Origin of the sequence: Terrirhizobium terrae, assembly GCF_030323265.1 — a bacterium.
Lineage (GTDB): Bacteria > Pseudomonadota > Alphaproteobacteria > Rhizobiales > Rhizobiaceae > Neorhizobium.
In genome coordinates this window covers 448,455-471,180 of record NZ_CP104990.1, presented here as the reverse complement: position 1 = coordinate 471,180, position 22,726 = coordinate 448,455, and the positions used below count along the sequence as shown (strand labels likewise).

The following is a 22,726-nucleotide window of genomic DNA, read 5'->3' as shown; positions in this document are numbered from 1 at the left end:
TGGAGATTGCGATGGAAAAGGCAAGCGTCTCGCTGAGAGGCATCCGGAAATCCTATGGAAACCTTCAGGTGATCCACGGGATCGATCTCGACATCAACGAAGGTGACTTCGTCGTCTTCGTTGGCCCCTCCGGCTGCGGGAAGTCGACCCTGCTCAGGATGATCGCTGGGCTTGAAGAGGTGACGGATGGTGAGGTCACGATCAAGAACCGCGACGTAACGGATCTAGATCCTTCCGACCGGGGCATTGCAATGGTGTTCCAATCGTACGCGCTCTACCCGCATATGACCGTGCGGGAAAATCTCGCTTTCGGACTCAAAATGGCAAGGGCAGATCAGGCGGAGATCTCGCGACGTGTAAATCTTGCTGCAGCCACACTGAAGATCGAGCCCCTGCTCGATCGCCGCCCCGGGCAGCTTTCCGGCGGCCAGCGGCAGCGCGTCGCCATCGGGAGGGCTATCGTCCGCGAGCCGGACGTATTCCTGTTTGACGAGCCGCTCTCCAACTTGGATGCAGAGTTGCGCGTCAGCATGCGGATCGAAATCGCCCGTCTTCACCGTGAACTCGGCAATACCATGATCTACGTCACTCACGACCAGACCGAGGCGATGACGCTCGCCGACAAAATCGTTGTCCTTAGAAGCGGCCGCGTCGAGCAACTCGGCTCACCGCGAGAGATCTACGAAAACCCTGCGAACATGTTCGTCGCCGGCTTCATCGGCTCACCCAGAATGAACTTCCTGCAAGCCACCCCGGCAGACGCTGGCGGATACACGATTGCGGGCCAACAGATGCAGTCATCCGAACCGATACAGCGTATAGCGTCCGGCTCAAACCTCACCGTAGGCATTAGGCCCGAACACATCACAATCGGCTCTGACGCTGCCACAATCACGGCCAAGGTCGATTTTTCCGAGTATCTTGGCGGGACACGCTACGTCTATTGCGTTCTACATGATGGTCAAAGCTTGGTCGTAGAGCAGCGTGAGGGAGAAGATTTCAAGTCCGGAGCCGAGATACGCCTGATGATACCCGCGGACAAACGTCTCTTTTTCGGAGAGGATGGTGCGCGACTATCTGGAGAACCAGCAGTTCCGGACCAATGACCTCAAGGCCACACCGGCGAGTTGCGATCGAGGGCCGTGCCATAGTGCCCGCATAACTTGCGGGGCACTATGGCAATGCATGCTCTGAAGCAGACCGGATCATACAGTCAGGCGAGTTACGCCATTCAGGAGACTCCCGACATTGTGCAGCAGCACTACGGTCGCTTGCCTACAGGATGCTCCAGTTCTGGCTGAATTATCGCTCGAGATCGCGCCAACTGTTTCAGAGAGGCTACCTATTTTTCGATCAAAAGGCGGCACAAATGGCCAAATAGTCGGGGACCCTAAGGCTTGCGCCGCCGACGAGAGCTCCGTTCACATTGTCGATCTCGAGAATTCCTGCGGCGTTGGACGGGTTGACGGAGCCGCCATAGAGAATCCTGATGCCCACCCCTTCGTCCTCAAAGCGGCAGGAAAGCTGATCTCGAATGAATGCGTGAGAGACCGCGATGTCCGAAACGGATGGAATGCGCCCGGTTCCGATGGCCCAAACAGGCTCGTAGGCGATGATCGTGTTGACGGAACTGGCTCCATCGGGAACCGATCCCGCCAACTGGCGGCGCAGGATTTCCAGAGTGAGCCCAGTTGCCTGTTCCTCTTCCGTTTCTCCAATGCAGATGATCGCAGCCAAACCGGCTTTGTGTGCGGCCGCAGCTTTGGCGCGTACCGTAGCGTCACACTCTCTGTATCCCATCCGTCTTTCGGAATGGCCGACGATGGCGTGACTGCCAAGGCTGTCGGCAATCATTCCTGCGGATATATCACCAGTAAAGGCACCGTCCTCTTCGTGATGGCAGTTCTGTGCGCCGATGCGCAGCGGCGTCCCGGCACTCATCACTGCGGCGGAATGGAGTAGTGTCGAGGGAACACAGATAAGAGCCTCGACGGCATCGCTGGCAAGCACTCGGCTTGCTGCAACCTCTTCAATCCGCCCCAGGCTTTCACGAACACCGTTCATCTTCCAGTTTCCGGCGACGAGTGGCTTTATTGCTGTCCCCATTCCGATCCCCTTCGGGCTGTGGCTCCTCCACCAGCCCCACACTATTTCCCTCAGTTCGCAATCAGCCGCGCCAGCAATGCCCGCCAGTCGCGGTTCACTCCGTCTCGCCATGCCTCGGTCGCTCTGTCTTTGTTGGGTGTGAAGTCGACCCTTGACGCATCGAGCGGAGAAACCGAGCCGTCGAGGCTATGACGGGCCATGGCGGCCACCCCAATCGCACCGACTTCCGCCTGACCACTGCGCGTTACCGGACGATCGAGAATGTCCGCCTGCAACTGCATAAGCGTGTCATTGGAAGAAGCACCGCCATCGGCCAGCAGCCCTTGCAGCGTGCCGCCAATATCCTTTTCCATCGCGCTGAACACATCGGTAATCTGCAGAACGATCGCCTCGAGCGTCGCACGGGCAATATGGGCACGGCTTGTCGCCAGTGTCATGCCCGAGATCGTGCCTGTGACGTTATCGTTCCAACGCGGCGCGCCTAGGCCTGCGAGGGCAGGAACGAAGATTACGCCACCACTATCGGGCACGCTCATAGCCAGATCTGAGAGTGCACGGGCATCCGGCAAGCCGAGCATCTCGGCAGCAAAGGCGGCCGCCTGGGCCGAGACGGTGATATTGCCCTCAAGCGCATAACTGACGCCATCGGTATTGCTCCACGCGATCGTGCTGGACAGGCCGTTTTTCGACACGACGCGTTCGGGGGTCAGCGTCATGAGCGAAGAGCCCGTGCCATAGGTCGCCTTCACCAATCCGGGTGCGCGAACGCCGTGGCCATAAAGCGCTGCGTGGCTGTCACCCATCATTGCGAGGATCGGCACACCTGCCGGCAGCGCGGTTGCGTCTTTGTTTAACTCCCCGAAGCGGCTATCCGATGGCCGTACCTCGGCCAAAACTGAGGAAGGCGCACCGAACAACCTGCAGAGGTCCTCGTCCCATTCAAGCTTGCCTGTATTGAAAAGCTGCGTACGCGAGGCGTTGGAGTGATCGGTGGCGAAGACGCTTCCGCCCGTCAGCTTATAGAGCAGCCAGCTATCCACCGTGCCAGCGCGAAGCCTGCCCTGTGATGCAAGGGTCGTGGCCTCGGTCACGTTCTCCATCACCCAGGCAAGTTTGGAGGCCGGGAAAAGAGCATTGATCGAGAGGCCGGTCGCCTCTATCACCTGAGGATCTTTTCCTTCGGCGATCAGCCTCTCGCAGGCTTTGGCCGTGCGACGGCATTGCCAGAGAATGGCCGGCGCGATCGGGTTTCCGGTGCCTGCGTCCCACACCACCAGTGTCTCGCGCTGGTTGGCGATGGCGAGCCCGGAAACCTCATGCTCCCGGCCCTTCGCCACGTCGGCGATGACGGACTGAACGCTTACCCATATGTCATCGGCGGATTGCTCTGCCCAGCCGGGCTTGGGATAGCTCGACTTCAGCGGCGCGGACGCCTTCGCGATAACCGCACCTGCCGCATCAACCAGGATTGCCTTGGTATTGGTTGTGCCCTGGTCGATCGCAATGACAGCTCCTCCTCCCCGAGTACCCATCATCCGCGCTTGCGTCCTATCGCCTTGCGCGCAGTCTTGGCTATCCCGGCAACCGTCAAGCCAAAATGGTCGAACAGCCACTCGACCGAGCCGGTCGGCACGAAACCCGGAAAGCCCATGCGCTCGACCGGGACTGGGATGGTAGCGGATGTATGCTCGGCCACGGCACCGCCGAGACCACCATGAATATTGGCCTCTTCGATGGTAACGATCGCGCCGGTCTCGCTGGCGGCGCGTGATATGGCTGCTTCATCGACGGGCGAAATCGTCGCCATGTTGAGGACGCGAACCGAGATGCCTTCCGCCTGCAATGCGGCGGCGGCCTGAACCGCGAGGTGGACCATGGTGCCGCACGCGATCATGGTGACATCCCCACCATCACGGACAAGCTCGGCCCTGCCAGGCTCGAATTTTCGTCTTTGGACGTCGAGATCCGGCACAGGGATACGACTTAAGCGGATATAGACAGGACCTTCATAAGCAGCGGCCCATTTCACCGCCTCGGCGGTCTCCCAGGAATCGGATGGTACGATGACCTTGATATTGGAAAGCGGCCGCAACCAAGCGAAATCCTCGATCGAGTGATGGGTCGGCCCGAGTTCGCCATAGGCCACGCCAGACGACTGGCCAACGAGCTTCACGTTGAAATTGGCATAGGCGATATCGGCCTTTACTTGCTCCAGGGCGCGACCGGTCAGGAAACAGGCTGCGGCGGAAACAAAGGGAATGCGGCCTCCGTTGGCCAGTCCCGCGCCGACGCCGACCATGTTCTGCTCTGCAATGCCGACATTGACGAGACGTTCGGGGAATTTCTTCTGGAAGCCACCGAGTTTCGACGAGCCGACGGAATCGTTGACCACAGCAACAATACGCGGGTCGTTTTCAGCCAGTTCCTCAATCGAGCGGGCCCAGGCGTCGCGGCAATCGAAAAAACCTTCCTGTTTTTGAGTGGGCGCGGCCATCAGACCAGTTCCTCCATGGCAGTATCGTATTGTTCGGCATTCGGCACGCCGTGGTGCCAGGCGGCTTGGTTTTCCATGAAGGAAACGCCCTTGCCCTTGACCGTATTGGCAATGATGCAAAGCGGCTTCGAGCGCCCGCCGGGAAGCTCCGAGAGAGCATTGACGAGCGCCGCAACGTCGTGGCCATCCACTACGTCCACATCCCAGCCGAAGGCGCGAAACTTGTCGTCCAGCGGATCGAGGCCATTGGTTTCCTCGGTGCCCATTCCCTGCTGTAGCCGGTTGCGATCGACGATCAGCGTGAATTTTCCAAGCTTGCGATTGCCCGCCGTCATGGCAGCTTCCCAGTTGGAGCCTTCCTGCAATTCGCCGTCACCGGTCAAAACGAAGGTGCGGTAATCGCTGTTTGTCAGCTGACCGGCAATTGCGATGCCGAGGCCGACCGGCATGCCGTGACCGAGCGGGCCGGTATTGGTTTCGACGCCCGGCAGATAGTTGCGGTTCGGATGGCCGTTCAGCATCGACTTCGGCTGCATATAGGTCCTCAGCCAGTCTTCCGGATAATAACCGGCGGCACAGAGGGCCGTATAGAGCGCACCAGTGGCATGGCCCTTGGACATGATGAAACGATCGCGATCTGCCATATCCGGCTTTTTCGGATCGTAGCGCATCACGCCGAAATAGAGCGTCGCGATGATGTCGATCGCCGAAAAATCCCCGCCCGGATGACCGAGCTGCGCATCAAAGACCATGGTGAAGGCCCTGCGGCGCATCCACAATGCCTTCTCGCGGATCTGATCGACGATATCATTCTTCAACATTGTCATGGCCTTTCGATTGCCAATTCCGGTGCCAAACCTGGCTGTCGCCTGCCCGGCACCTACATGGCGCCGAACAGGGCTTTCTGTGCGATCTTGAGCGCGCCGATCGCATCATGGCGCCCTTGCGCCTCCTTCAGCGCATCGACATCCAGGGCATCCAGGCCCTTGCTCGCTGCCTTGAGGAAATCGATCGCGTGATTGGCGGTAGCGACGCTGTCTTCTCGGAAGGGGAACTGATCGAGCTGCCAGACACCTTCCCACTTGTTCTTTCTCAGCACATAAAAGAACTCGAAAAGCTCGATCGGGTGCAGGCTGCCCGCAACAAGGTCGTCATCCCAGGACCGGTAGTTGTCATTGACGTCCATGCCGAAGAGGCGGCCGTAATCGATGGCAAGCTGAGCGGAGTCCGCGGCAGATTCACCACCCATGATCGCGTGGCCGAAATCGAGCAGGATGCCGACATTCGGCAGGCCGATCTTCTCGATGCCGAGAAGCGTGCGGGCGACTGAGCCGAAACTCATGCGCACCCGCGGCTCGCGCGGCTTGTATTCGATGACGAATTTCAGATCCGGGTTTTCCGAGGCGAGTTGGCCGACGCCATCGAGAGAATGTTTCCAAAGCGTGCCGTAATCGACCTGGAACGGGTAGTCCCAGCCATCCTGACCTGGCCAGAGTTTGACATAATCCGCGCCAAAATAACGGACCTGCTCGCAGGCTTCTGTGACAAGCTCGTGGGTCCGTCGGCGCACGCCAGCATCGGGGCTGGTGAAGGAACCCTTGACGAACTCGCGGGTATAGATTTCCGGCGTGATACCGATGACACCAAGATTGTTGCGATCAAGTGCCGCCTTCACCTGGGCGTTGGAAAAGTCGCCGCCGAAGAAAGGGTAGTTGATATCTACCACCGACAGGTCCCTGACCTGACCTGCGAGATCGATCGCCTCAATGACACTGCGTGGAGCGCCGTAGCCATCGGTAGCATAACGATCGAGATAGGTGGCGAAGTGCCAGATGCCGGCGCCGAAACGTTGTGTGGTCATAGACTTCCTCCAGATATGCAAATTTCAAATGCCGGACACGCCGCTGGTTTGCGGACCCTCCCGGGCGTGAAAGATGGCATCTTAGCCGTCAGATTTATCTTTCGATTGCTTTCGATTTTTTCGTTTCGTCGCCTAAGTGGCATATCCGACAATCCCATTCAAGCATATTTTCGTTTACACCACCTCGAACAGAGCGAAAAGGATGCCGCATCGCAGCATGTCAGCATCGAGACTCAGCCGCTTGCTCACGAAACGATAGACATCAAAAATATATTGACAACAAACGAAAGTGATCAATAGTCTGATCGTGAAGAGCTGCTGGAGGGCGGCTTTGCTAACGGGAGGTCCTTATGAAACTGACGAAACGTCTTTTGATGTCCGTCGTCGCGCTCGGCATAGCCGGTGCGATGTCAGGCACCGCGTTCGCTGCGGACACAATCGCCATCATCACGCCAAGCCATGACAATCCGTTTTTCAAGGCGGAAGCCGACGGTGCAGCAGCAAAGGCCAAGGAATTGGGTTACGCGACAATGGTGCTCGTCCATGATGACGACGCCAACAAGCAGAACGAATTGTTCGACAGCGCTATCGCGGCTGGCGTCAAAGCGATCATTCTTGACAATGCCGGCGCCGATGCTTCGGTCGCCGCGGTCCAGAAAGCTAAAGACAAGGGCATCCCATCGTTCCTGATCGACCGGGAAATCACCACGTCGGGTGTTGCCGTTTCGCAGATCGTATCGAACAATTATCAGGGCGCCCAGCTCGGTGCGGAAGAGTTCGTCAAGCTGATGGGCGAAAAAGGCAACTATGCCGAGCTTGTCGGCAAGGAGTCCGACACCAATGCCGGCATCCGCTCGCAGGGCTATCATGATGTGATCGACCAGTATTCCGACATGAAGCTGGTGGCCAAGCAAACGGCCAACTGGTCGCAGACGGAAGCCTATACCGTCATGGAATCAATGCTTCAGGCACATCCCGACATCAAGGGGTGATCTCCGGCAACGACACGATGGCGATGGGCGCCTATGCCGCACTGGAAGCGGCCGGTCGCAAGGACGTTATCGTCGTCGGCTTCGACGGGTCCAACGATGTCCGCGATTCGATCAAGAAGGGCGGCATTAAGGCGACTGTTCTGCAGCCGGCCTACCAGCAGGCCCAGAACGCCGTCGAGCAGGCAGACAAGTTCATCAAGACCGGCAAGACCGGACTTGAAGAGAAGCAGTTGATGGATTGCATTCTCATCAACGCAGACAATGCGGGCAAGCTCGAGACCTTCGCGCTGACGCAGTAATACCGCGACCATGCACCCGGGACCGCCACGGCGCTCCCGGGTGGCTCTTGCTTTCAAGAAAGTGCGGATATCGATGAAAATTAAGAGCCTGCTGATGGCAAGTGCGCTTGCCGCGTCCCTTTCCGGCTGCAAACTGGTCAAGACCGACCAAGGCGAGGCCGGCGCCGGCGCCGCTGATCCGATCGCGGCGCTTGTCGACGAGACATTCGATACCAAGCTGGTTCCGGCGCTCAAGGGTAAGGCCGTGGATCTGGCCACCTTGCAGAATGCCCTCAAGGGAGGGCTGGACAAGGCCGGAGCCGATCACGGGCTTCGCGTCGGCGGCGCTGGCGGCGGCTGGAATTTTGCGGTGAAGGGAAATGCTGCGGTCATCGCTGAAAATCGCGCCTCGAAGGCCGCGGTTGCAGATATCGACCTTGACGGAGACGGAAAGGCGGATGCGACCCTGCAGCTCGGGCCGGTCATCAAGGGCACGGCGTTGCGCGACACAATCTCACTCTACGACTTCTCCACGTTCCGCGACCAGATAGAATATGCCAGGCTTGGGCGCGCGCTGAACGACAAGGCCGTTTCCAAGCTTCCGGGTGCAGACACGCCGCTGAAGGGCAAACGCATTGATTTCCTGGGGGCCGTCGTCATGCGCACGGCCGGCGAAAAGCCGCTCGTCATGCCTGTCTCGATAGAGGTGTCACCATGACCGGTGCAGCACAAGACGAGCTACACCCGATCGGCCTCAAGATCCGCAACGGATCGAAGATATATCCCGGCACCCAGGCTCTGAAAAATGTCGATTTCGATCTCCGGTTGGGCGCCGTAAATGTCCTTGTCGGCGAGAACGGCGCGGGCAAATCGACCTTGATGAAGGTGATTTCCGGTGTCGAGCAGTTGAATGGCGGCACGATCGAACTCGATGGGCAGGAGGTCGTTTTTTCCGACAAGTCGGATGCTGCCAGACATGGCGTCGGCATTGTCTTTCAGGAACTCAACCTGTTCCCAAACCTCACTGTCGCGGAAAATATCTTCGTCGGGCATGAGAAGACGCGCGGCGGCATCCACATCGATAGGGCGGCCCAAGTTGCTGCCGCGCGGGCGCTGATGAAGCGCCTGGAGCAGGAGATAGACCCGGATGTTCCGCTCGGAAACCTGAGGATCGGCCAGCAGCAGATCATCGAGATTGCCAAGGCGCTGGCGGAAGATGCCCGCATCCTGATCCTCGACGAACCCACTTCGGCCCTGTCAGCCGCGGAAGTCGAGGTCCTCTTCCGTGTCATCAACGATCTCAAGAAGCAAGGCGTTGGCATCGTCTATATCTCGCATCGGCTGGAGGAACTGATCCGGATCGGCGACTACATCACCGTGCTGCGCGATGGCGTGATTACCGGCTCCCGGTCCATGCAAGGCGTCGATATTCCCTGGATCGTCGCCAACATGATCGGCAGCGCATCGAAGGAGTTTCCCAAGACCGTCGCGCACGACATGGGCGGCGAGGTTTTCCGGGTGGAGAACATCTGCCTGCCGAGCCCCGCAGGCGGTTATGCCGTTGATCACATGTCGCTGTCGATCCGGGAAGGTGAGATTGTCGGCCTTTACGGCCTAATGGGCGCCGGACGCTCGGAACTGCTGGAATGCATCATGGCCCAGCACCCGAACTCCTCGGGAAAGCTTTTCATCGGTGGCAAGCCTGTGAAGGAAAAGAGCGTATCCGGCCGTATTCGTCGTGGTCTGGCACTGATCCCCGAAGACCGGAAACGCGACGGCCTGGTTCAGATCATGACGATCCGCGAGAACCTGACAATGTCGTCCCTGCGCGACTTCACCAGGGGATTTCACCTGAGCCTGAAGGCAGAGGCTGCTCGAGCGGCGGAATTCGTCAAGCGGATGGCGATCAAGATCGCAAGCCTCGAACACCCCGTATCGAGCCTTTCCGGCGGCAACCAGCAGAAGGTGGTCATCGGCAAGGCGCTGATGACCAAGCCGAAAATCCTGCTGATGGATGAACCCTCGCGGGGCATCGACATCGGCGCAAAGGCCGAAATCTTCCGCACCATGCGGCGCCTGGCCGCGGATGGCCTCGGTATTCTTTTCGTAACATCGGATCTGGAAGAGGTTCTCGCCCTCTCCGACCGTATCCTCGTCATGGCCAACGGCAGGCTGACCGGGCAGTTCCCGGCCGGCGCCAACGCGGCGGACGTCGTTTCTGCGGCAACGCCCAATCTCAGCAGGGTTGAATTATCATGAGCAGCATCGACGCCGCAGGCAACGTAAAGACCGTCATCGGTGGTCAGAAATCCCGCACATCGGCTCTGTTGCTGCTGCTGCACATGCGCACCTTCGTGGCGCTGATACTGGTTTTCGCCTTTTTCGCCTTTGCCGCTCCGAATTTCCTGTCGGCTGGAAACATGCTCATCATTTCAAAGCATGTGGCGCTGAATGCGCTTCTGGCAATCGGCATGACCTTCGTCATTATCGCCGGTGGCATAGACCTTTCGGTGGGATCGATCGTCGGGCTTTGCGCGATGGTCGCCGGCTATCTGGTGCTCTACGGCATCGATCTCGGTTTTCTCGGCATCGGCTACAGCATCCAATTCAACACGATAGAAGTCTGCCTGATCGTACTCGTCGTCGGCGTTTTCATAGGTTGGATAAACGGGCTGCTAATCACCAAGCTGAACGTCGCACCTTTCATTGCGACGCTTGGCACCCTTTATGTGGCGCGTGGCGCAGCACTCCTGTTCTCTGACGGCCGCACCTTTCCCAATCTCTCTGGCAATCCGGAATACGGCTCCGACACGTTCCGAGTGATCGGTTCGGGCACCTTGCTCGGCCTTCCGGTATCCGTATGGATCATGGTCGTCGTGGCGCTGATTGCGGCCTATCTTGCGACACGGACACCGCTTGGACGGCACATTTATGCAGTCGGCGGCAACGAACGCGGCGCAGCTCTGTCCGGTGTGCGCGTCGACCGCATCAAGCTTTTCGTCTATATGTTCTCCGGCGTCTGCGCGGCGCTCGTCGGCCTCATCATTTCCTCCCAGCTTCAGGCCAGCCACCCAGCAACCGGTGAAACCTTCGAACTGAACGCGATCGCCGCGGCAGTACTGGGTGGAACATCAATGTCTGGTGGGCGCGGACGCATTGCCGGAACGATCGTAGGTGCCTTCGTGATCGGTATCCTGGCTGACGGCCTCATCATGATGGGCGTCTCCTCCTTCTGGCAAACCGTCATCAAAGGGCTCGTCATCATTGCCGCTGTCGTCGTGGATCAGGTTCAGCAGAAGCTGCAGGCCCGCGTGGTCTTGCAGCAGAATGCCAATTGAGCATTTGATGCGGGAAACCGATACTGTAAGGGTTGGAGGAGAATCGATTAGCTTCGATTGATAGCGAATTGCGACTTCAGGCAGGACGATATGGAAGCGAAAAACGAGCAAGATACGTCGGAATCGATGATCGGACTTTTGTCCGAGCCCAGGCGACGGCGCATCCTCGAATGGCTCCAAGAAGAAGGATCGGCGCGTGTGCGGGAACTGGCGAGCGCCTTCCATGTCTCGGAAGCCACCATTCGCCAGGATCTTGAAAGGCTTGAAAACGAAGGTTTCATAACCCGTGAACACGGCGGAGCCTATCTGAACACTTCGGCGCCGCAGACCGGGACCATGACGCTCCACCACCAGGAGAACATGGACAAGAAACGCCGTATCGGCACGCTGGCAGCAAGCCTCGTCAGAGATGGCGAGACCCTGATCCTCGACGCGGGAACAACGACGACCGAAATTGCGACCCGCCTGACGAGCCGCCGCGACCTGACATTGATCACCAATGCTCTAAATATCGCGATCATTCTGGGCTCGGTTCCGAGTTTCGCGGTTCATATGCCCGGCGGCCAATTCAAATCTCCCACCCTCTCGCTTTCCGGCGACAAGTCGGTAGAATATTTCCGCAACATCTTCGCTGGAAAGCTGTTCCTGGCCACTGCCGGAGTGGCCCTCGACGCGGGGCTTACCTATCCAAGCTTTGCCGATCTGCAGCTGAAAGAAGCGATGATAAAGGCAGCTGCGCACGTGTATCTTGTGGCGGATTCCACGAAGATCAATCGCTCGTCATTTACACGGCTTGGATCACTGGATGTCATCAACTCGTTCATCACCGATGACGGAATCTCCGATCGCGACGCCAAGGAATTCGAAAAACGAGGCATCGAGCTGCTGATAGCAAAATAGATCATGTTGCTGCCTGTGGGCGCAATACTTTCGTAAAATCGGGCAAATTGCGGCACGATTAGCCGTTGCAATTCGAGCAATTGTTGAAATACATTCCATTTGTTCTCAGGGCGGGGTGAAACTCCCCACCGGCGGTATCGGGATTTTCCCGGAGCCCGCGAGCGCTTCCCCAAAAGGAAGGTCAGCAGATCCGGTGAGATGCCGGAGCCGACGGTTAAAGTCCGGATGGAAGAGACCAAACACGCGGCGGCCTTTGACCAGGCTGCTCGTGGTGCTTGTTCGCCCAAGGGAAAGTTTATCGGTGCGAACCGATGCAACAGCCTTAACTGGCTTAACCCTTGAAAGACTTGTAAATGACGATTTCCACAATTGAAGATGCCATCGATGCCATCTCCCGCGGGGACATGGTGGTAGTGGTTGATGACCAGAATCGCGAAAACGAAGGCGACCTGGTCTTTGCGTCCGAGGATGCGACGGCGGATAAAATTGCATTCATGATGAACAAGGCGCGTGGACTGATCTGCGTGTCGATGGCGCAGGAGCGTCTTGATGAACTCGATATCCCGTTGATGGTGCCCAACAACACGGAGTCTATGAAGACAGCCTTTACGGTCTCCGTCGATTACATCCCCGGAACGTCGACCGGCATCTCCGCAGCAGACCGCGCTGCTACAGTCAAGGCGCTTGTTGATCCGGCCGTGAAGCCCGATGATTTTGCTCGTCCGGGCCATATATTTCCCCTTCGAGCTCATCCCAATGGCGTTCTCGGTCGCGCTGGGCACACGGAAGCAGCGGTCGACCTTTGCCGCTTGGCCGGAAAATTTCCGTCCGGCGTAATTTGCGAGGTTGCCAAAGATGACGGCACGATGGCCCGGCTAGCCGACCTAGAAGATTTCGCCGAGGTGCACGGCTTACTAATCGTAACGATTGAAGACTTGATCAGTTATATGGGCGAGCCAACGCGTTGGGCAACAGAAGCCGCCTAGGCGCGTCGCGTTCGCATCGACAAATGGCGTACAGGTGTTCATGGCTAAGCAGCGGCGAGGGACTTTGCCGCTGTTTGGCCGGAACGGCGCGATTGTACAAGCTGCGCCCCCAGACCGTGAACCGCCCTTGAAATTTTGCATCACAGCGAAAAGGCCATAGAGCTGCTTCGTCTACGAGCGGTTTTGCCATTATGAAAGCCCGGACAATCGGGCGGACGCTGTCACGCGTATCGAGCCACTGAAAAAGCTTCTATCAATATGATGACATCAAGGTGGAAGTTACACCCACGAGATCATCTCTCCCTGGAAATGAAGCTGTTCGAAGTCGTGCATCAGCTATTGCGCTGCAAATCCGCAGCGCTTTTTCCAGCTTGAAAAGATTTCTTGCATCGGAGCCGCTTTACGCGCCTCCGATAGCGCACGCCGGGTTTCACTCCGGCGTGTTCAATTTACATCACTCTTCGACGCCCTTTAAAACAGGGTTGGCGGAGCGAATTCCGCGGAGGCTGTCGCTTAGTAGTGGACCGAAAGGAATCGATTGGCGTCGTCTTTGGTGGCGCGAACTTCGTCAGGTTGATGCCTTCGACAGCCACACGATACTCCTCAATGCTCGGCGTACGACCGAGGATCGCGGATAGGACTACGAGCGGAGTGGAAGCCAGCAGCGATTCACCCTTCTTTTCGGCAGTGTCTTCGACAACGCGGCCCTGGAACAGACGGGTGGAGGTCGCAAGAACCGTGTCACCCTTTTCTGCCTTTTCCTGGTTGCCCATGCAGAGGTTGCAGCCCGGGCGCTCGAGATAAAGGATGTTTTCGTACTCGGTGCGGTTGGCAGTCTTCGGCTTCAGGTCGTCGAACTCGAAGCCTGAATATTTCTGCAGGATTTCCCAGTCACCTTCGGCCTTCAGCTCATCGATGATGTTGTAGGTCGGAGCGGCAACGACGAGCGGCGCCTTGAACTCGACCTTGCCTTCCGCCTTCTCGATATTCTTCAGCATCTGGGCAACGATCTTCATGTCGCCCTTGTGCACCATGCACGAGCCGACAAAGCCGAGATCTACCTTCTTGGTGCCGCCATAATAGGACACAGGGCGGATCGTGTCGTGAGTGTAACGGCGGGAAACATCAGCATTGTTGACGTCAGGATCGGCAATCATCGGCTCATTGATGATGTCGAGGTCGACGACAACTTCCGCAAAATACTTGGCGTTATCATCCGGCTTGAGCGCCGGCTTTTCGCCTGAGCGGATTTCAGCAATGCGGCGATCTGCCTTGTCGATCAGGCCCTGCAGGGTCTTGGCGGCATTGTCCATGCCCTTATCGATCATGATCTGCATGCGCGACTTAGCGATTTCCAGCGACTCGATCAGCGTCTCGTCTTCAGAAATGCAGATCGAAGCCTTGGCCTTCATCTCGGCCGTCCAGTCGGTGAAGGTGAAGGCCTGGTCGGCGAGCAGCGTGCCGATATGGACTTCGATGATGCGGCCCTGGAAGACGTTGTCGCCATGCTGCTTGAGCATCTGCGCCTGCGTGGCATGCACGATGTCGCGGAAGTCCATATAGGGCTGCATCGTGCCTTTGAAGGTGACCTTGACCGACTGCGGGATCGGCATGGTCGCTTCGCCGGTGGCAAGCGCCAGCGCCACGGTGCCGCTGTCCGCGCCGAAGGCAACGCCCTTCGACATGCGGGTATGGCTATCGCCGCCGATGATGATGTCCCAGTCGTCAACGGTGATATCGTTCAAGACCTTATGAATAACGTCCGTCATCGAATGATAGACGCCCTTCGGGTCACGGGCGGTTATAACGCCGAAATTGTTCATGAAGGACATCAGCTTCGGAATATTGGCCTGGGCTTTTTTGTCCCAGACGGATGCCGTGTGGCAGCCCGACTGATAGGCACCGTCGACCAGCGGCGAGATAACTGTGGCCGCCATTGCTTCCAGTTCCTGCGCGGTCATCAGACCGGTCGTATCCTGGGAACCGACAATGTTGACCTTCACCCGAACGTCGGATCCTGCATGCAGGACCTTGCCCGGAGTGACACCAACAGCATTGCGGTTGAAGATCTTTTCGACAGCGGTCAGGCCCTGGCCTTTGGTTGAAAGCTCCTTGTTTGGAGCGAAGACTGGAAGAGCCTCGACACCCAGCGTCTGGGCGGCAAAAGTCTGTAGCTTCTTACCGAAGACGATTGCGTAGGACGAACCTGCCTTCATGAACTCCATCTTCTGCGGAGTGAAGGCTGCAGCTACGTCGACCAGTTCCTCGCCGTTCTCGTCGCGCAGCTTCTTGTTCTTCGCGTCGATCTTCAGGACGGTGCCGGTCTCAACGGAATATTTCTGCTCTAGGATCGGATTGCCATCATTGTTGAGGATCGGCTTGCCGTTCTCGTCGAGCTTTTTGACCCAGTTCTTCAAGTTGATGCCAATGCCGCCGGTGACGTCGACGGTGGTCGCGAAAATCGGCGAAATGCCATTGGTGCCGGCGACGACCGGGGCGAAGTTAACGAAGGGCACATAGGGGCTCGCCTGCTTGCCGGTCCACAGCGCCACGTTGTTGACGCCAGACATGCGCGATGAGCCTACGCCCATCGTGCCCTTCTCAGCGATCATCATCACCCGCTTGTCCGGATGCTGCTTCTGCAGCGCGATGATTTCCGCCTGTGCTTCAGGCGTGATCATACACTGGCCGTGCAATTGGCGGTCGGAGCGCGAATGCGCCTGGTTGCCTGGGGACAACAGGTCGGTGGATATATCGCCTTCGGCGGCGATGAAGGTGACGACCTTGATTTCGTCTTCCACGTCCGGCAGTTTGGTAAAGAATTCGGCCTTGGCGTAGCTTTCCAGCACGTCCTTTGCGACCGCGTTGCCGTCCTTGTAGGCATCGCGCAGCCGGAACATGTCGGCGTCATAGAGGAAGACCTGCGTCTTCAGCACGTCACCTGCTAGCTTTGCGATCGCCAAATCGTCGCTGAGCGCTATGTCCAGCAGCACTTCGACCGACGGCCCGCCCTTCATATGCGACAGCAGTTCAAGAGCGAATTCGGGAGTGATCTCCGGGACTATCGTTTCGCCAAGAATGATCTTCTTCAAAAGGAGGCTTTGACACCCGCTGCGCTGGTTGTCCCCGGCAACGTATTGTAGATGAAGAACTTCAGGGCATCGGCTCGGTACTCACTACCAGCGTCTGCGATCAGACCGATGATTTCGCCGATAAGCGCGCCGTCATCAATAGGCTTGGGAGCGAGCTGCTGAGTTTCTCTGCTTTTGATCTCGGCCAGGTAATCCAAGTAAAGGTTCATCTCAGTCCCATGTCATCCGGTTTATGGCGCTCGGAAGCAGCACCATTTCACGCTTTCGTTAATCGGCCCAAAGGCGCTGGCGTACGGAGTACGTCAACCAGCGCCGTGTGACAAGATACCGCATTTCACTAAAAAAATGGTTTTCAGCAATGCTGCGATAACGGCTTGATCTTCGCGGCTTGGTTCGTGATGGCTATCCCAATCCATTCTCGAAAAGATTGAATCGGATGTGCATCGAGATATGAACCTTGGCTATTGGGGTCACACTCAGCCGGCTTTTATGTATGAGAGAAGCGATGCGGGCCGCTCACGACCATATCCAGGATCGTCCGGGAGGACAGCGATTGTGGGTGCGGCATGCGATAACTGGTTGAGACAAGGCCCAGCTTCGGCCGCCTGAGGCGGATGCATATCTTCATCCCCCATGCCTTGGATTTCCTCCTGCCTTAAGAGGAAAGAACGCAATTGGCTCCAGACTTCCCAGCTGACGATGATTGCGATCCCCAAGGCGAAGCCTGCGGCGGCGGCGACGCCGAGAAGCGCTTTCTTCTTTGGCCAGGACGGGTTCTCTGGCGGTTGCGCAGGACTTATGATGCGCGCTATGGGCATCGTCACCTGATCGAGATTTGCCAGCTCCTTGGCACGCCCGAGAACGTTTTCGTAGACGGCCCGGGTTGAGCGTGCTTCGGCCTCCAGCTCGCGCAACTCGATCAATTCCTCTTCGCCGCTGTCGGAGGATAGCCGAACGGTTTCCATCTGGCGCTCCAGATTCTGAACCCTTTGCCGCGCAACCTCTAACTCGACTTTATTATTGTCACTGACGGCGCGCAGCTCATCGCGGATCAGCGAGGATAGGCGTTGGAGTTCCGACTGAAGGCGGCGTATAGAGGGATGTTGCGGCAGCATGGAGGAACCAAGCGAGGCCTCCTGTTTGGACGTCCGCGCAAATTCGTCAAGGAGTTGAAGCATTCGCGGCGAATTGACCACATTGCTGAGTGACGTTGGCTCAATCTCTCGGCGCAAATAGCGCTGAATCTCCTCGTTCGCAGCCGTGGCTGTAGCAAAAGCACTGCGGGCTTCTACGAGCTGAGCGTTCAGCCCCGATAATTCCTGTCCGGCAAGCAAGGTCCCGTCGGCGGAACCCTGCAACCGCTTGGCGGCACGATATTGCTGTACTTTCTCTTCGGCTGTTCGCAATCGGTTGCGAAGGTCGACAAGCCGCCCGTCGATCTGCTCGGCAAGTTGTTCGGAGTGATGGAGCTGAGATTGCTGCTGTTCGTGGACGTAGGAATCGGCGATCGCGCTTGACAGCCTCGCGGATTTAGCAGCGTTCTGAGACTTCACGCCGATGGAGATGACGTAAGTTGCGCCCTCGCGCGCCACGGTGAGCGCCTTCGCAAGGTTTTCAATTGCTTTCGCCCTAGTTCCTTCTGAAGGTCCCGCAGCGGAAGCTTTGTTGAATTCCGGATCTTCAGCTAGCGCTTGGTCCGTAACGACCGGGCCAAGCACTGCAGCCGAGGATATTATCAATAGCTGGGTATCGACAGCGAGCGCTTCATTGCCAAGCAGCGACGGCGCATTCAGATCATCGAACGGTTTGCGAACACTCGGATCGATGACAATTCGCGTCCAGGCGGTGTAGACGGGAGGCACCGTAAACACATAGGCGGCTGTTAGCACAACGACGGTAGATGCGATGAGACCGATCAACAACGCTCGCTCACGAAGCTTGCGCACTATTGCCAGAGGATCTACTATACCCCTGCCGCCTCTCGTCATATTCGAGGTATTCGCCATCGATCTTGCAAACCTCGCCAGTTGGGCCGCGTCCACATATACCGCGATCTGGTCTTACTTCGGTCTAGTCGATCAGTATTAAGAGTTCCTCAAAACGAACCGTTATTCTCGCTCTTGATCGGCGCCTTCAACGCTATTGTGGGACAAGGCCTGAGCCCAGGCGCCAATCAAAAGAAAGACCATCCAGACAACCGAGTAGCCGCGAAACCAGCTGCTCTCCAGCATGTTGTGACTGAGGCCTATAAGAGCGCAAGTCATAAAGAGCCAAGCGAGGGCAAGATTACCGCCCTCACCGCTGGCAACCCGTCCAACGTTAAGAATGACGCATGTCAGAAATACCAAAAGGACGCTGAAGCCGCAGAAACCAAGCTCGACAGTGACGTCGACGAAGCCATTATGTCCCTGCAGCAAATAAGCAACAAAGCCAGGCGCCTCCCGTTCAACGATGGAGCCTTGGCCTATATCCCAGAAGGAACCGTAGCCTTGACCTAGCACCGGCTCACGGCCGATGACCTCCTCAAGGAACTTCCAGATAACTGTGCGGCCTGTGAAGGTCGTATCGTCGAAGAGCAGGATTGACAGGTCGGCTAATGTTATGTCGGCGAGCAGGGCAACAAACAGGCTTGCCGATATACCGGCAAACAAAAAAACAACGTCGGGTAGAGCGCGTTGATGCGAATGAGGCGACTTGTCGCGACCACGAAAAATGCAATCAGCGGCATGACGACAGCAAGCCCGAGCGAGGTCTTCGACTGGCTGAGAACGAGCTCAAACATCGCCGCAACGGCACATGCCATCGCCAGCAGGCGAAGAATACCTTCATACCTGACAATGCCATAAAGGCAGAAGACGAATCCGTAGGCGGCCACAAGCCCAAGCTCATTCTTGTGGCTGTAAATACCCTCATGGCCGAGCCGTCCGGCCGGCAGAACAAGTACAGCAACCAGATTTATACCGATCGTCAAAAGGAAGACCATTACCAAGCGGTTGAGTTGCGCTAAGTGGTCATCTGCGAGGAAGACCGGGATCACCACCGTTGCCAGCACGATCGCCTGCAAAATCGCCCGTCGGAAGGCCACGGATGGAGCCGGTGACCAGATTATGCTGGCGAAAGCAAGTACCATATAAACAGCGATGATCAAGAAGAGTGGCTTTTTCACCACGTCCAGCAGTCGAAACAGTCGATTACGACTCGCATAGCCGGTCAAAAAAGGATTAAAATCCAGAAGATCTGGTTGGCGAGATTGGATCCTTGCGTCTGCGCAGCGGTGGACGGATCGCCTACGGCAGAAGCTGTTTGCTGCAGAAAAAGCGGTGTAAGGATGGTTGCGTAGCCGAGGACGATGGCCGGCATCCAACCAAGCAAACCATCTCGCGCTACGGCTGCCGGCCTGATATCCTCAATCGTCGATATGCGATTTGTAGCTTCGCTCACGTTTGTTCCTGTGCCAAACCGCGCCGCATGAACCACAGCTTAAGACTGCTGGTTCTTCTCAGGGATCATCGGCTGCCAACGCTATCCCGATCAAGGCCCAACGCATCTACCATACCCATATCGATTTTGCGTGATTCATTGTCAAAAACCAATCCGAAACCAGGATATCCGTCGCCCGCATTGTAGTCCCATAACGCCCACCCAAAACCATTGGTTTCGGCGGCAACGCGCACGTCTCTCAGCCATAGCAGACGCCCTGGGATGTCAGGCATAGTGCTGGGCGCACGGGCAGTACCGAATTCGCCAATGATGATCCGCTCAGGTGCTACATTTTGTTCTTCAGCCCAGCGACGGATAGCGGCGAAATGGGAGGGCACATAGGCTTCGTCAACAAACGGTGGATTGTCGTAATAATCGTCGACGCTCTTCTGCACCAGGCGCAAGGCATCGCTGGGTACATCCGCCCCCTCAACCTCTCGCGCCTTGATCAATTGCATAGACCGAAACATCGTGAGGTTTTTGTCTGCGCCGACACCGGGATAAGCCAGTCCAGACAAGTAGCGTGTCGGCACATTCGCAAACGGCAAACCCTGATGGGTAAAAGCATGCGGACGATAATAGTGGAGGTCAATCAACGTGTTTGTGTCATAGGGCCGCATACTAAGATACGGCAGCGCATCAGGTGAGGACCAGCAGCCAGTCGTGAGAACAATGGCAAGATCAGGCGCTTTTTCACGCACAGAAGCGTAGAGCTGGCGCTGAATTTGGGTCCAGTCGCCAGGGGCTTCCACCGAGCATTCTTCCTGAGGCTCGTTCATCAGGCCAAGAGCGGTTTTAGCGACGGGTCGGTTGCGCAAAAAAGCGCAATTTCGCCAAGCCAGATCGAATAGGTATCGAAAGCCTGGCGATCGGTTTTGGCGAGAATGCGTTGTGCAGACCAGTTTATGTCAGAATGATCTGGATGGGCGTCGACAAGCACGCCGAATCCGGCATCCTGCAACCGCCGCACGGTGGCAAAAAGCTCATTCATCAGAATGCGACGACGGCGTTCAGGCTGGACGAAAAACGGGGCCGGAGCGACAGGAAGACGTATAAAGTCAAATCCCAGAGCTCGTAGGCGTGTCAACTCCGCATCGTCAATCGTAGCGAGTGCGCCGTCAAATGGCGGCCATGCGAATGCGCCAGGCGTCGATTGATCCGCGATAGGAAGGTTATGAATCCGGGCAAGATTAATGCCGCGGCGGAATATTGGGGTGTCGGCGAATGCTGACGACGCAGCGACTGTCATCGCAACGGTAAAATTGAGGACAAGCCTGGATAAAGACCGCATGTCAGAGCAGCTTCAGCTGCGTCATCATTGATGAAGAAGGCGACACAATTCCTTCGAACACGAGGTGGGAGGCAGGTTGTTTACGACCAAAGCTGTGCGACAGCCAGCCGAGCTTTCTGTCCTCGACGGCTCGGCAAATCCTTGCGCTTAGACCTTGAGGACCGGTAAGCCGCATGAGCACTGCTCCATCAGCGACGAAGTTGAAACTTCCGGAACAATCGGCTTCCACAATCTCTATACCGTCGCCAGCAACAAACCCGATCATGACGGGCAATTCGGAGCGACAAGGTCCATCCAACCGATCTTCGATTGTAAAGGTGTCAGAAGAAATTCGCTTCAGGATGCGGCCGTGTTTGACACCGAACCGCGCCAAGTAACCATCATGAGTTGCCTGGCATCGGAAACTATCCAGGTGGCAATCGACATCAACATCGTGGACGTCAGCCTTCGCCTTCCAGTTGAAAGCTCCGGAGACTAGGCTGGAGCTTTGGCCACCTATCGACAATGTGTTGTGCAGTTGCGTTCCACGAAACGCATCTCGCCAGGCACCGCCTGAATGATAGAGATACGTTCCGGCGTCGCCGAGAAGAGATTTTCCACCGTAGGATAGCCAGACGGAAAGCGTATCCGCATGGCCGTGGGCGGCGATCGAAAGATAACCCAGTGGCGCGTGATCCATGATGAGAACGACACGCTTTTCGTTAATGCGTTCGCGCAGGACCGTGTAGCCCCCGTCGGGAAAATTGCGGGCGCCAGTTCCTCTTGCCTGCCTGGATATCTTCGCTTCGCTGCGGCGAAAGACGAGATCACGCAAATGCGCAGGCGCTACAGGCGGAGCAAGGTAGGCCCTCTTGCAGATGGCAGCTGTCGCCTGCAGGATCGATGCGACATAGAGCCGATCGGCTTGCAGGTCACTGACGATCACCCTTCCCTCATCGTCATCGCCGATGCGTGGAACCTGGCCGTTTTCGTCCATGAACCAGGAGAGCGCATCCCCAACCACTGCAAGTCTGTTGATGACAGCACTCGGGAGTGGGTTACCACGTCTCTCCGCAACACTCGCTGCCGTCAGATAGAGTTCCAAGGTAAAAGCAGTATAGGTCGGTGACTGTTCGGCGCCGATCCCGTCTGCATGAAACTGACGCTCGACCTCATCTATGAGGATCTCGACGACCCCGCTCATACCACTTTCTGGCGTCCGGCAGATCGGGACAAGCCGTAGCAATGACGAAGAGCCCCACTGCCTCGGCAATCAGGTGATTGTTGGCAGACGAGAAGCGTGATGGGTAGCGACTGATCCACATTCCGGTCGCAGCCAGGAATGCGCGAATAGCCGCCCGTTGCTTGTCTGAGAATGCCCCCTCACCCAATATTCGGGTGGCGATCAGTACGCTGATCGCCCTTAAGGCGAGCTCAATGCCTGATGACCAGTTGACGCCAAGAAAAGGCGGGTTCTCCGCGATCCAGCTGTCAATTTCGCTGGTAACGAACGCCGTGATCTTTTCATTATTGGTGACACGCGCCAAGGAAGCAAGCGGCTGCAAATGCTGTAGTCGATTGACCTCCCAGACATATTTGATATCGCCAAAAGTTTTGCTGTGGCGATAATTGATTTCGAAACAGTAATTGTCTTGTGGCCATTGCCGCTTCGAGACAGGGTCGAAGTGCCAAATCGATTTGCCGGCGGATGGCGGCCAGTCGATACCGAGTAGGTGGAACCGACGGCTCATCGCCTTGTCTGCAAGATCTTGCCAACGCGCAATGAGCGCGTGATCGGCACCGTCTAGATTGATCTCCACCGGAAAGAGGGGAGAATTCCGATCCCAACATCAAACCGCGACGAGCCTGAGGTCGCAAGGCGCGCTGACTGCTTTTGTGCGAACTCGCCAAACCTATGTACAATTTCGG

The 22,726-nt window shown here is 57.1% G+C and carries 19 protein-coding genes, 2 pseudogenes and 1 riboswitch; of the genes and pseudogenes, 7 read left to right on the top strand and 14 right to left on the bottom strand.

All coding sequences use genetic code 11. The features are described 5' to 3' along the window. Positions 1-11: 11 nt before the first annotated feature. Positions 12-1,106 carry an ABC transporter ATP-binding protein gene (locus tag N7E02_RS02215; protein WP_286577890.1) on the top strand — a complete coding sequence of 365 codons (1,095 nt, stop codon included), beginning with the start codon at positions 12-14 and terminating at the stop codon, positions 1,104-1,106. A gap of 247 nt (positions 1,107-1,353) precedes the next feature. Here the strand turns inward: N7E02_RS02215 and tpiA are convergent, their stop codons facing one another. The 5 genes from tpiA to N7E02_RS02190 are packed head-to-tail and all read right to left on the bottom strand — an operon-like array spanning position 1,354 to position 6,461. After that, complete coding sequence (gene tpiA, locus N7E02_RS02210) at positions 1,354-2,106, bottom strand: triose-phosphate isomerase (protein ID WP_286577889.1); 753 nt, start codon at positions 2,104-2,106, stop codon at positions 1,354-1,356. Positions 2,107-2,156: 50 nt separating this feature from the next. Continuing rightward, positions 2,157-3,641, bottom strand: a complete 1,485-nt coding sequence (locus N7E02_RS02205; protein WP_286577888.1) for an FGGY-family carbohydrate kinase — start codon at positions 3,639-3,641, stop codon at positions 2,157-2,159. Then, positions 3,638-4,600, bottom strand: coding sequence for a transketolase family protein (locus N7E02_RS02200; RefSeq protein WP_286577887.1), 963 nt, complete (start codon positions 4,598-4,600; stop codon positions 3,638-3,640). Before N7E02_RS02200 ends, N7E02_RS02205 begins: the two co-directional genes overlap by 4 nt. Further along, positions 4,600-5,421, bottom strand: a complete 822-nt coding sequence (locus N7E02_RS02195; RefSeq protein WP_353622756.1) for a transketolase — start codon at positions 5,419-5,421, stop codon at positions 4,600-4,602. Before N7E02_RS02195 ends, N7E02_RS02200 begins: the two co-directional genes overlap by 1 nt. Before the next feature lie 59 nt (positions 5,422-5,480). Continuing rightward, positions 5,481-6,461, bottom strand: a complete 981-nt coding sequence (locus N7E02_RS02190) for a sugar phosphate isomerase/epimerase family protein (protein WP_286577885.1) — start codon at positions 6,459-6,461, stop codon at positions 5,481-5,483. 350 nt (positions 6,462-6,811) lie between these two features. Here N7E02_RS02190 and N7E02_RS02185 point away from each other — a divergent pair. The 6 genes and pseudogenes from N7E02_RS02185 to ribB all read left to right on the top strand — a co-directional run bounded on the left by N7E02_RS02185 (position 6,812) and on the right by ribB (position 12,955). Next, positions 6,812-7,752 (top strand): annotated as a pseudogene (locus N7E02_RS02185) (D-ribose ABC transporter substrate-binding protein). 73 nt (positions 7,753-7,825) lie between these two features. Next, positions 7,826-8,449 carry a DUF2291 family protein gene (locus N7E02_RS02180; RefSeq protein WP_286577884.1) on the top strand — a complete coding sequence of 208 codons (624 nt, stop codon included), beginning with the start codon at positions 7,826-7,828 and terminating at the stop codon, positions 8,447-8,449. Continuing rightward, a complete protein-coding gene (locus N7E02_RS02175; RefSeq protein WP_286577883.1) occupies positions 8,446-9,990 on the top strand; it encodes a sugar ABC transporter ATP-binding protein in 1,545 nt (514 codons plus the stop codon). Before N7E02_RS02180 ends, N7E02_RS02175 begins: the two co-directional genes overlap by 4 nt. Positions 9,991-10,073: 83 nt before the next feature. Continuing rightward, entirely contained in the window at positions 10,074-11,069 is a 996-nt protein-coding gene (locus N7E02_RS02170; RefSeq protein ID WP_286578405.1) for an ABC transporter permease, read from the top strand. 90 nt (positions 11,070-11,159) lie between these two features. After that, on the top strand, positions 11,160-11,969 hold the full coding sequence (locus N7E02_RS02165) for a DeoR/GlpR family DNA-binding transcription regulator (RefSeq protein WP_286577882.1): 810 nt from the start codon (positions 11,160-11,162) through the stop codon (positions 11,967-11,969). A 97-nt stretch (positions 11,970-12,066) separates the two neighbouring features. Beyond that, positions 12,067-12,210, top strand: a riboswitch (FMN riboswitch). Between the two features lie 112 nt (positions 12,211-12,322). Further along, positions 12,323-12,955 (top strand): 3,4-dihydroxy-2-butanone-4-phosphate synthase, encoded by a 633-nt coding sequence (gene ribB, locus N7E02_RS02160; protein WP_286577881.1) that lies wholly within the window; start codon positions 12,323-12,325, stop codon positions 12,953-12,955. 449 nt (positions 12,956-13,404) lie between these two features. On the opposite strand, the pseudogene N7E02_RS02155 reads toward ribB, so the two are convergent. The 9 genes and pseudogenes from N7E02_RS02155 to N7E02_RS02115 form a co-directional block, all read right to left on the bottom strand. Further along, a pseudogene (locus N7E02_RS02155) lies at positions 13,405-16,256 on the bottom strand (bifunctional aconitate hydratase 2/2-methylisocitrate dehydratase). 267 nt (positions 16,257-16,523) lie between these two features. Beyond that, a complete protein-coding gene (locus tag N7E02_RS02150; RefSeq protein WP_286577880.1) occupies positions 16,524-17,966 on the bottom strand; it encodes a GumC family protein in 1,443 nt (480 codons plus the stop codon). A 189-nt stretch (positions 17,967-18,155) separates the two neighbouring features. Then, positions 18,156-18,698 (bottom strand): O-antigen ligase family protein, encoded by a 543-nt coding sequence (locus tag N7E02_RS02145; RefSeq protein WP_286577879.1) that lies wholly within the window; start codon positions 18,696-18,698, stop codon positions 18,156-18,158. Then, a complete protein-coding gene (locus N7E02_RS02140; protein ID WP_286577878.1) occupies positions 18,647-19,261 on the bottom strand; it encodes a hypothetical protein in 615 nt (204 codons plus the stop codon). Before N7E02_RS02140 ends, N7E02_RS02145 begins: the two co-directional genes overlap by 52 nt. Beyond that, complete coding sequence (locus N7E02_RS02135) at positions 19,258-19,488, bottom strand: hypothetical protein (RefSeq protein ID WP_286577877.1); 231 nt, start codon at positions 19,486-19,488, stop codon at positions 19,258-19,260. Before N7E02_RS02135 ends, N7E02_RS02140 begins: the two co-directional genes overlap by 4 nt. Positions 19,489-19,553: 65 nt before the next feature. After that, the gene (locus N7E02_RS02130; protein ID WP_286577876.1) at positions 19,554-20,306 is read right to left on the bottom strand and encodes a glycoside hydrolase family 5 protein; all 753 of its coding nucleotides are present in this window, start codon (positions 20,304-20,306) and stop codon (positions 19,554-19,556) included. After that, positions 20,306-20,818 carry a glycoside hydrolase family 5 protein gene (locus N7E02_RS02125; protein ID WP_286577875.1) on the bottom strand — a complete coding sequence of 171 codons (513 nt, stop codon included), beginning with the start codon at positions 20,816-20,818 and terminating at the stop codon, positions 20,306-20,308. Before N7E02_RS02125 ends, N7E02_RS02130 begins: the two co-directional genes overlap by 1 nt. A gap of 1 nt (position 20,819) precedes the next feature. Beyond that, positions 20,820-22,001 (bottom strand): alginate lyase family protein, encoded by a 1,182-nt coding sequence (locus tag N7E02_RS02120; RefSeq protein WP_286577874.1) that lies wholly within the window; start codon positions 21,999-22,001, stop codon positions 20,820-20,822. After that, the gene (locus tag N7E02_RS02115) at positions 21,970-22,617 is read right to left on the bottom strand and encodes a heparinase II/III family protein (protein WP_286577873.1); all 648 of its coding nucleotides are present in this window, start codon (positions 22,615-22,617) and stop codon (positions 21,970-21,972) included. The genes N7E02_RS02120 and N7E02_RS02115 overlap by 32 nt, the downstream gene beginning before the upstream one ends. Between the last annotated feature and the right edge of the window lie 109 nt (positions 22,618-22,726).

Coding starts and splice junctions, on each gene's coding strand:
- N7E02_RS02200 (WP_286577887.1), bottom strand. CDS start 4,600: ATGGCCGCGCCCACTCAAAAACAGGAAGGTTTTTTCGATTGCCGCGAC.
- N7E02_RS02215 (WP_286577890.1), top strand. CDS start 12: ATGGAAAAGGCAAGCGTCTCGCTGAGAGGCATCCGGAAATCCTATGGA.
- N7E02_RS02170 (WP_286578405.1), top strand. CDS start 10,074: ATGCGCACCTTCGTGGCGCTGATACTGGTTTTCGCCTTTTTCGCCTTT.
- tpiA (WP_286577889.1), bottom strand. CDS start 2,106: ATGGGGACAGCAATAAAGCCACTCGTCGCCGGAAACTGGAAGATGAAC.
- N7E02_RS02180 (WP_286577884.1), top strand. CDS start 7,826: ATGAAAATTAAGAGCCTGCTGATGGCAAGTGCGCTTGCCGCGTCCCTT.
- N7E02_RS02190 (WP_286577885.1), bottom strand. CDS start 6,461: ATGACCACACAACGTTTCGGCGCCGGCATCTGGCACTTCGCCACCTAT.
- N7E02_RS02165 (WP_286577882.1), top strand. CDS start 11,160: ATGGAAGCGAAAAACGAGCAAGATACGTCGGAATCGATGATCGGACTT.
- N7E02_RS02175 (WP_286577883.1), top strand. CDS start 8,446: ATGACCGGTGCAGCACAAGACGAGCTACACCCGATCGGCCTCAAGATC.
- ribB (WP_286577881.1), top strand. CDS start 12,323: ATGACGATTTCCACAATTGAAGATGCCATCGATGCCATCTCCCGCGGG.
- N7E02_RS02205 (WP_286577888.1), bottom strand. CDS start 3,641: ATGATGGGTACTCGGGGAGGAGGAGCTGTCATTGCGATCGACCAGGGC.
- N7E02_RS02125 (WP_286577875.1), bottom strand. CDS start 20,818: ATGCGGTCTTTATCCAGGCTTGTCCTCAATTTTACCGTTGCGATGACA.
- N7E02_RS02195 (WP_353622756.1), bottom strand. CDS start 5,421: ATGTTGAAGAATGATATCGTCGATCAGATCCGCGAGAAGGCATTGTGG.
- N7E02_RS02130 (WP_286577876.1), bottom strand. CDS start 20,306: ATGAACGAGCCTCAGGAAGAATGCTCGGTGGAAGCCCCTGGCGACTGG.
- N7E02_RS02120 (WP_286577874.1), bottom strand. CDS start 22,001: ATGAGCGGGGTCGTCGAGATCCTCATAGATGAGGTCGAGCGTCAGTTT.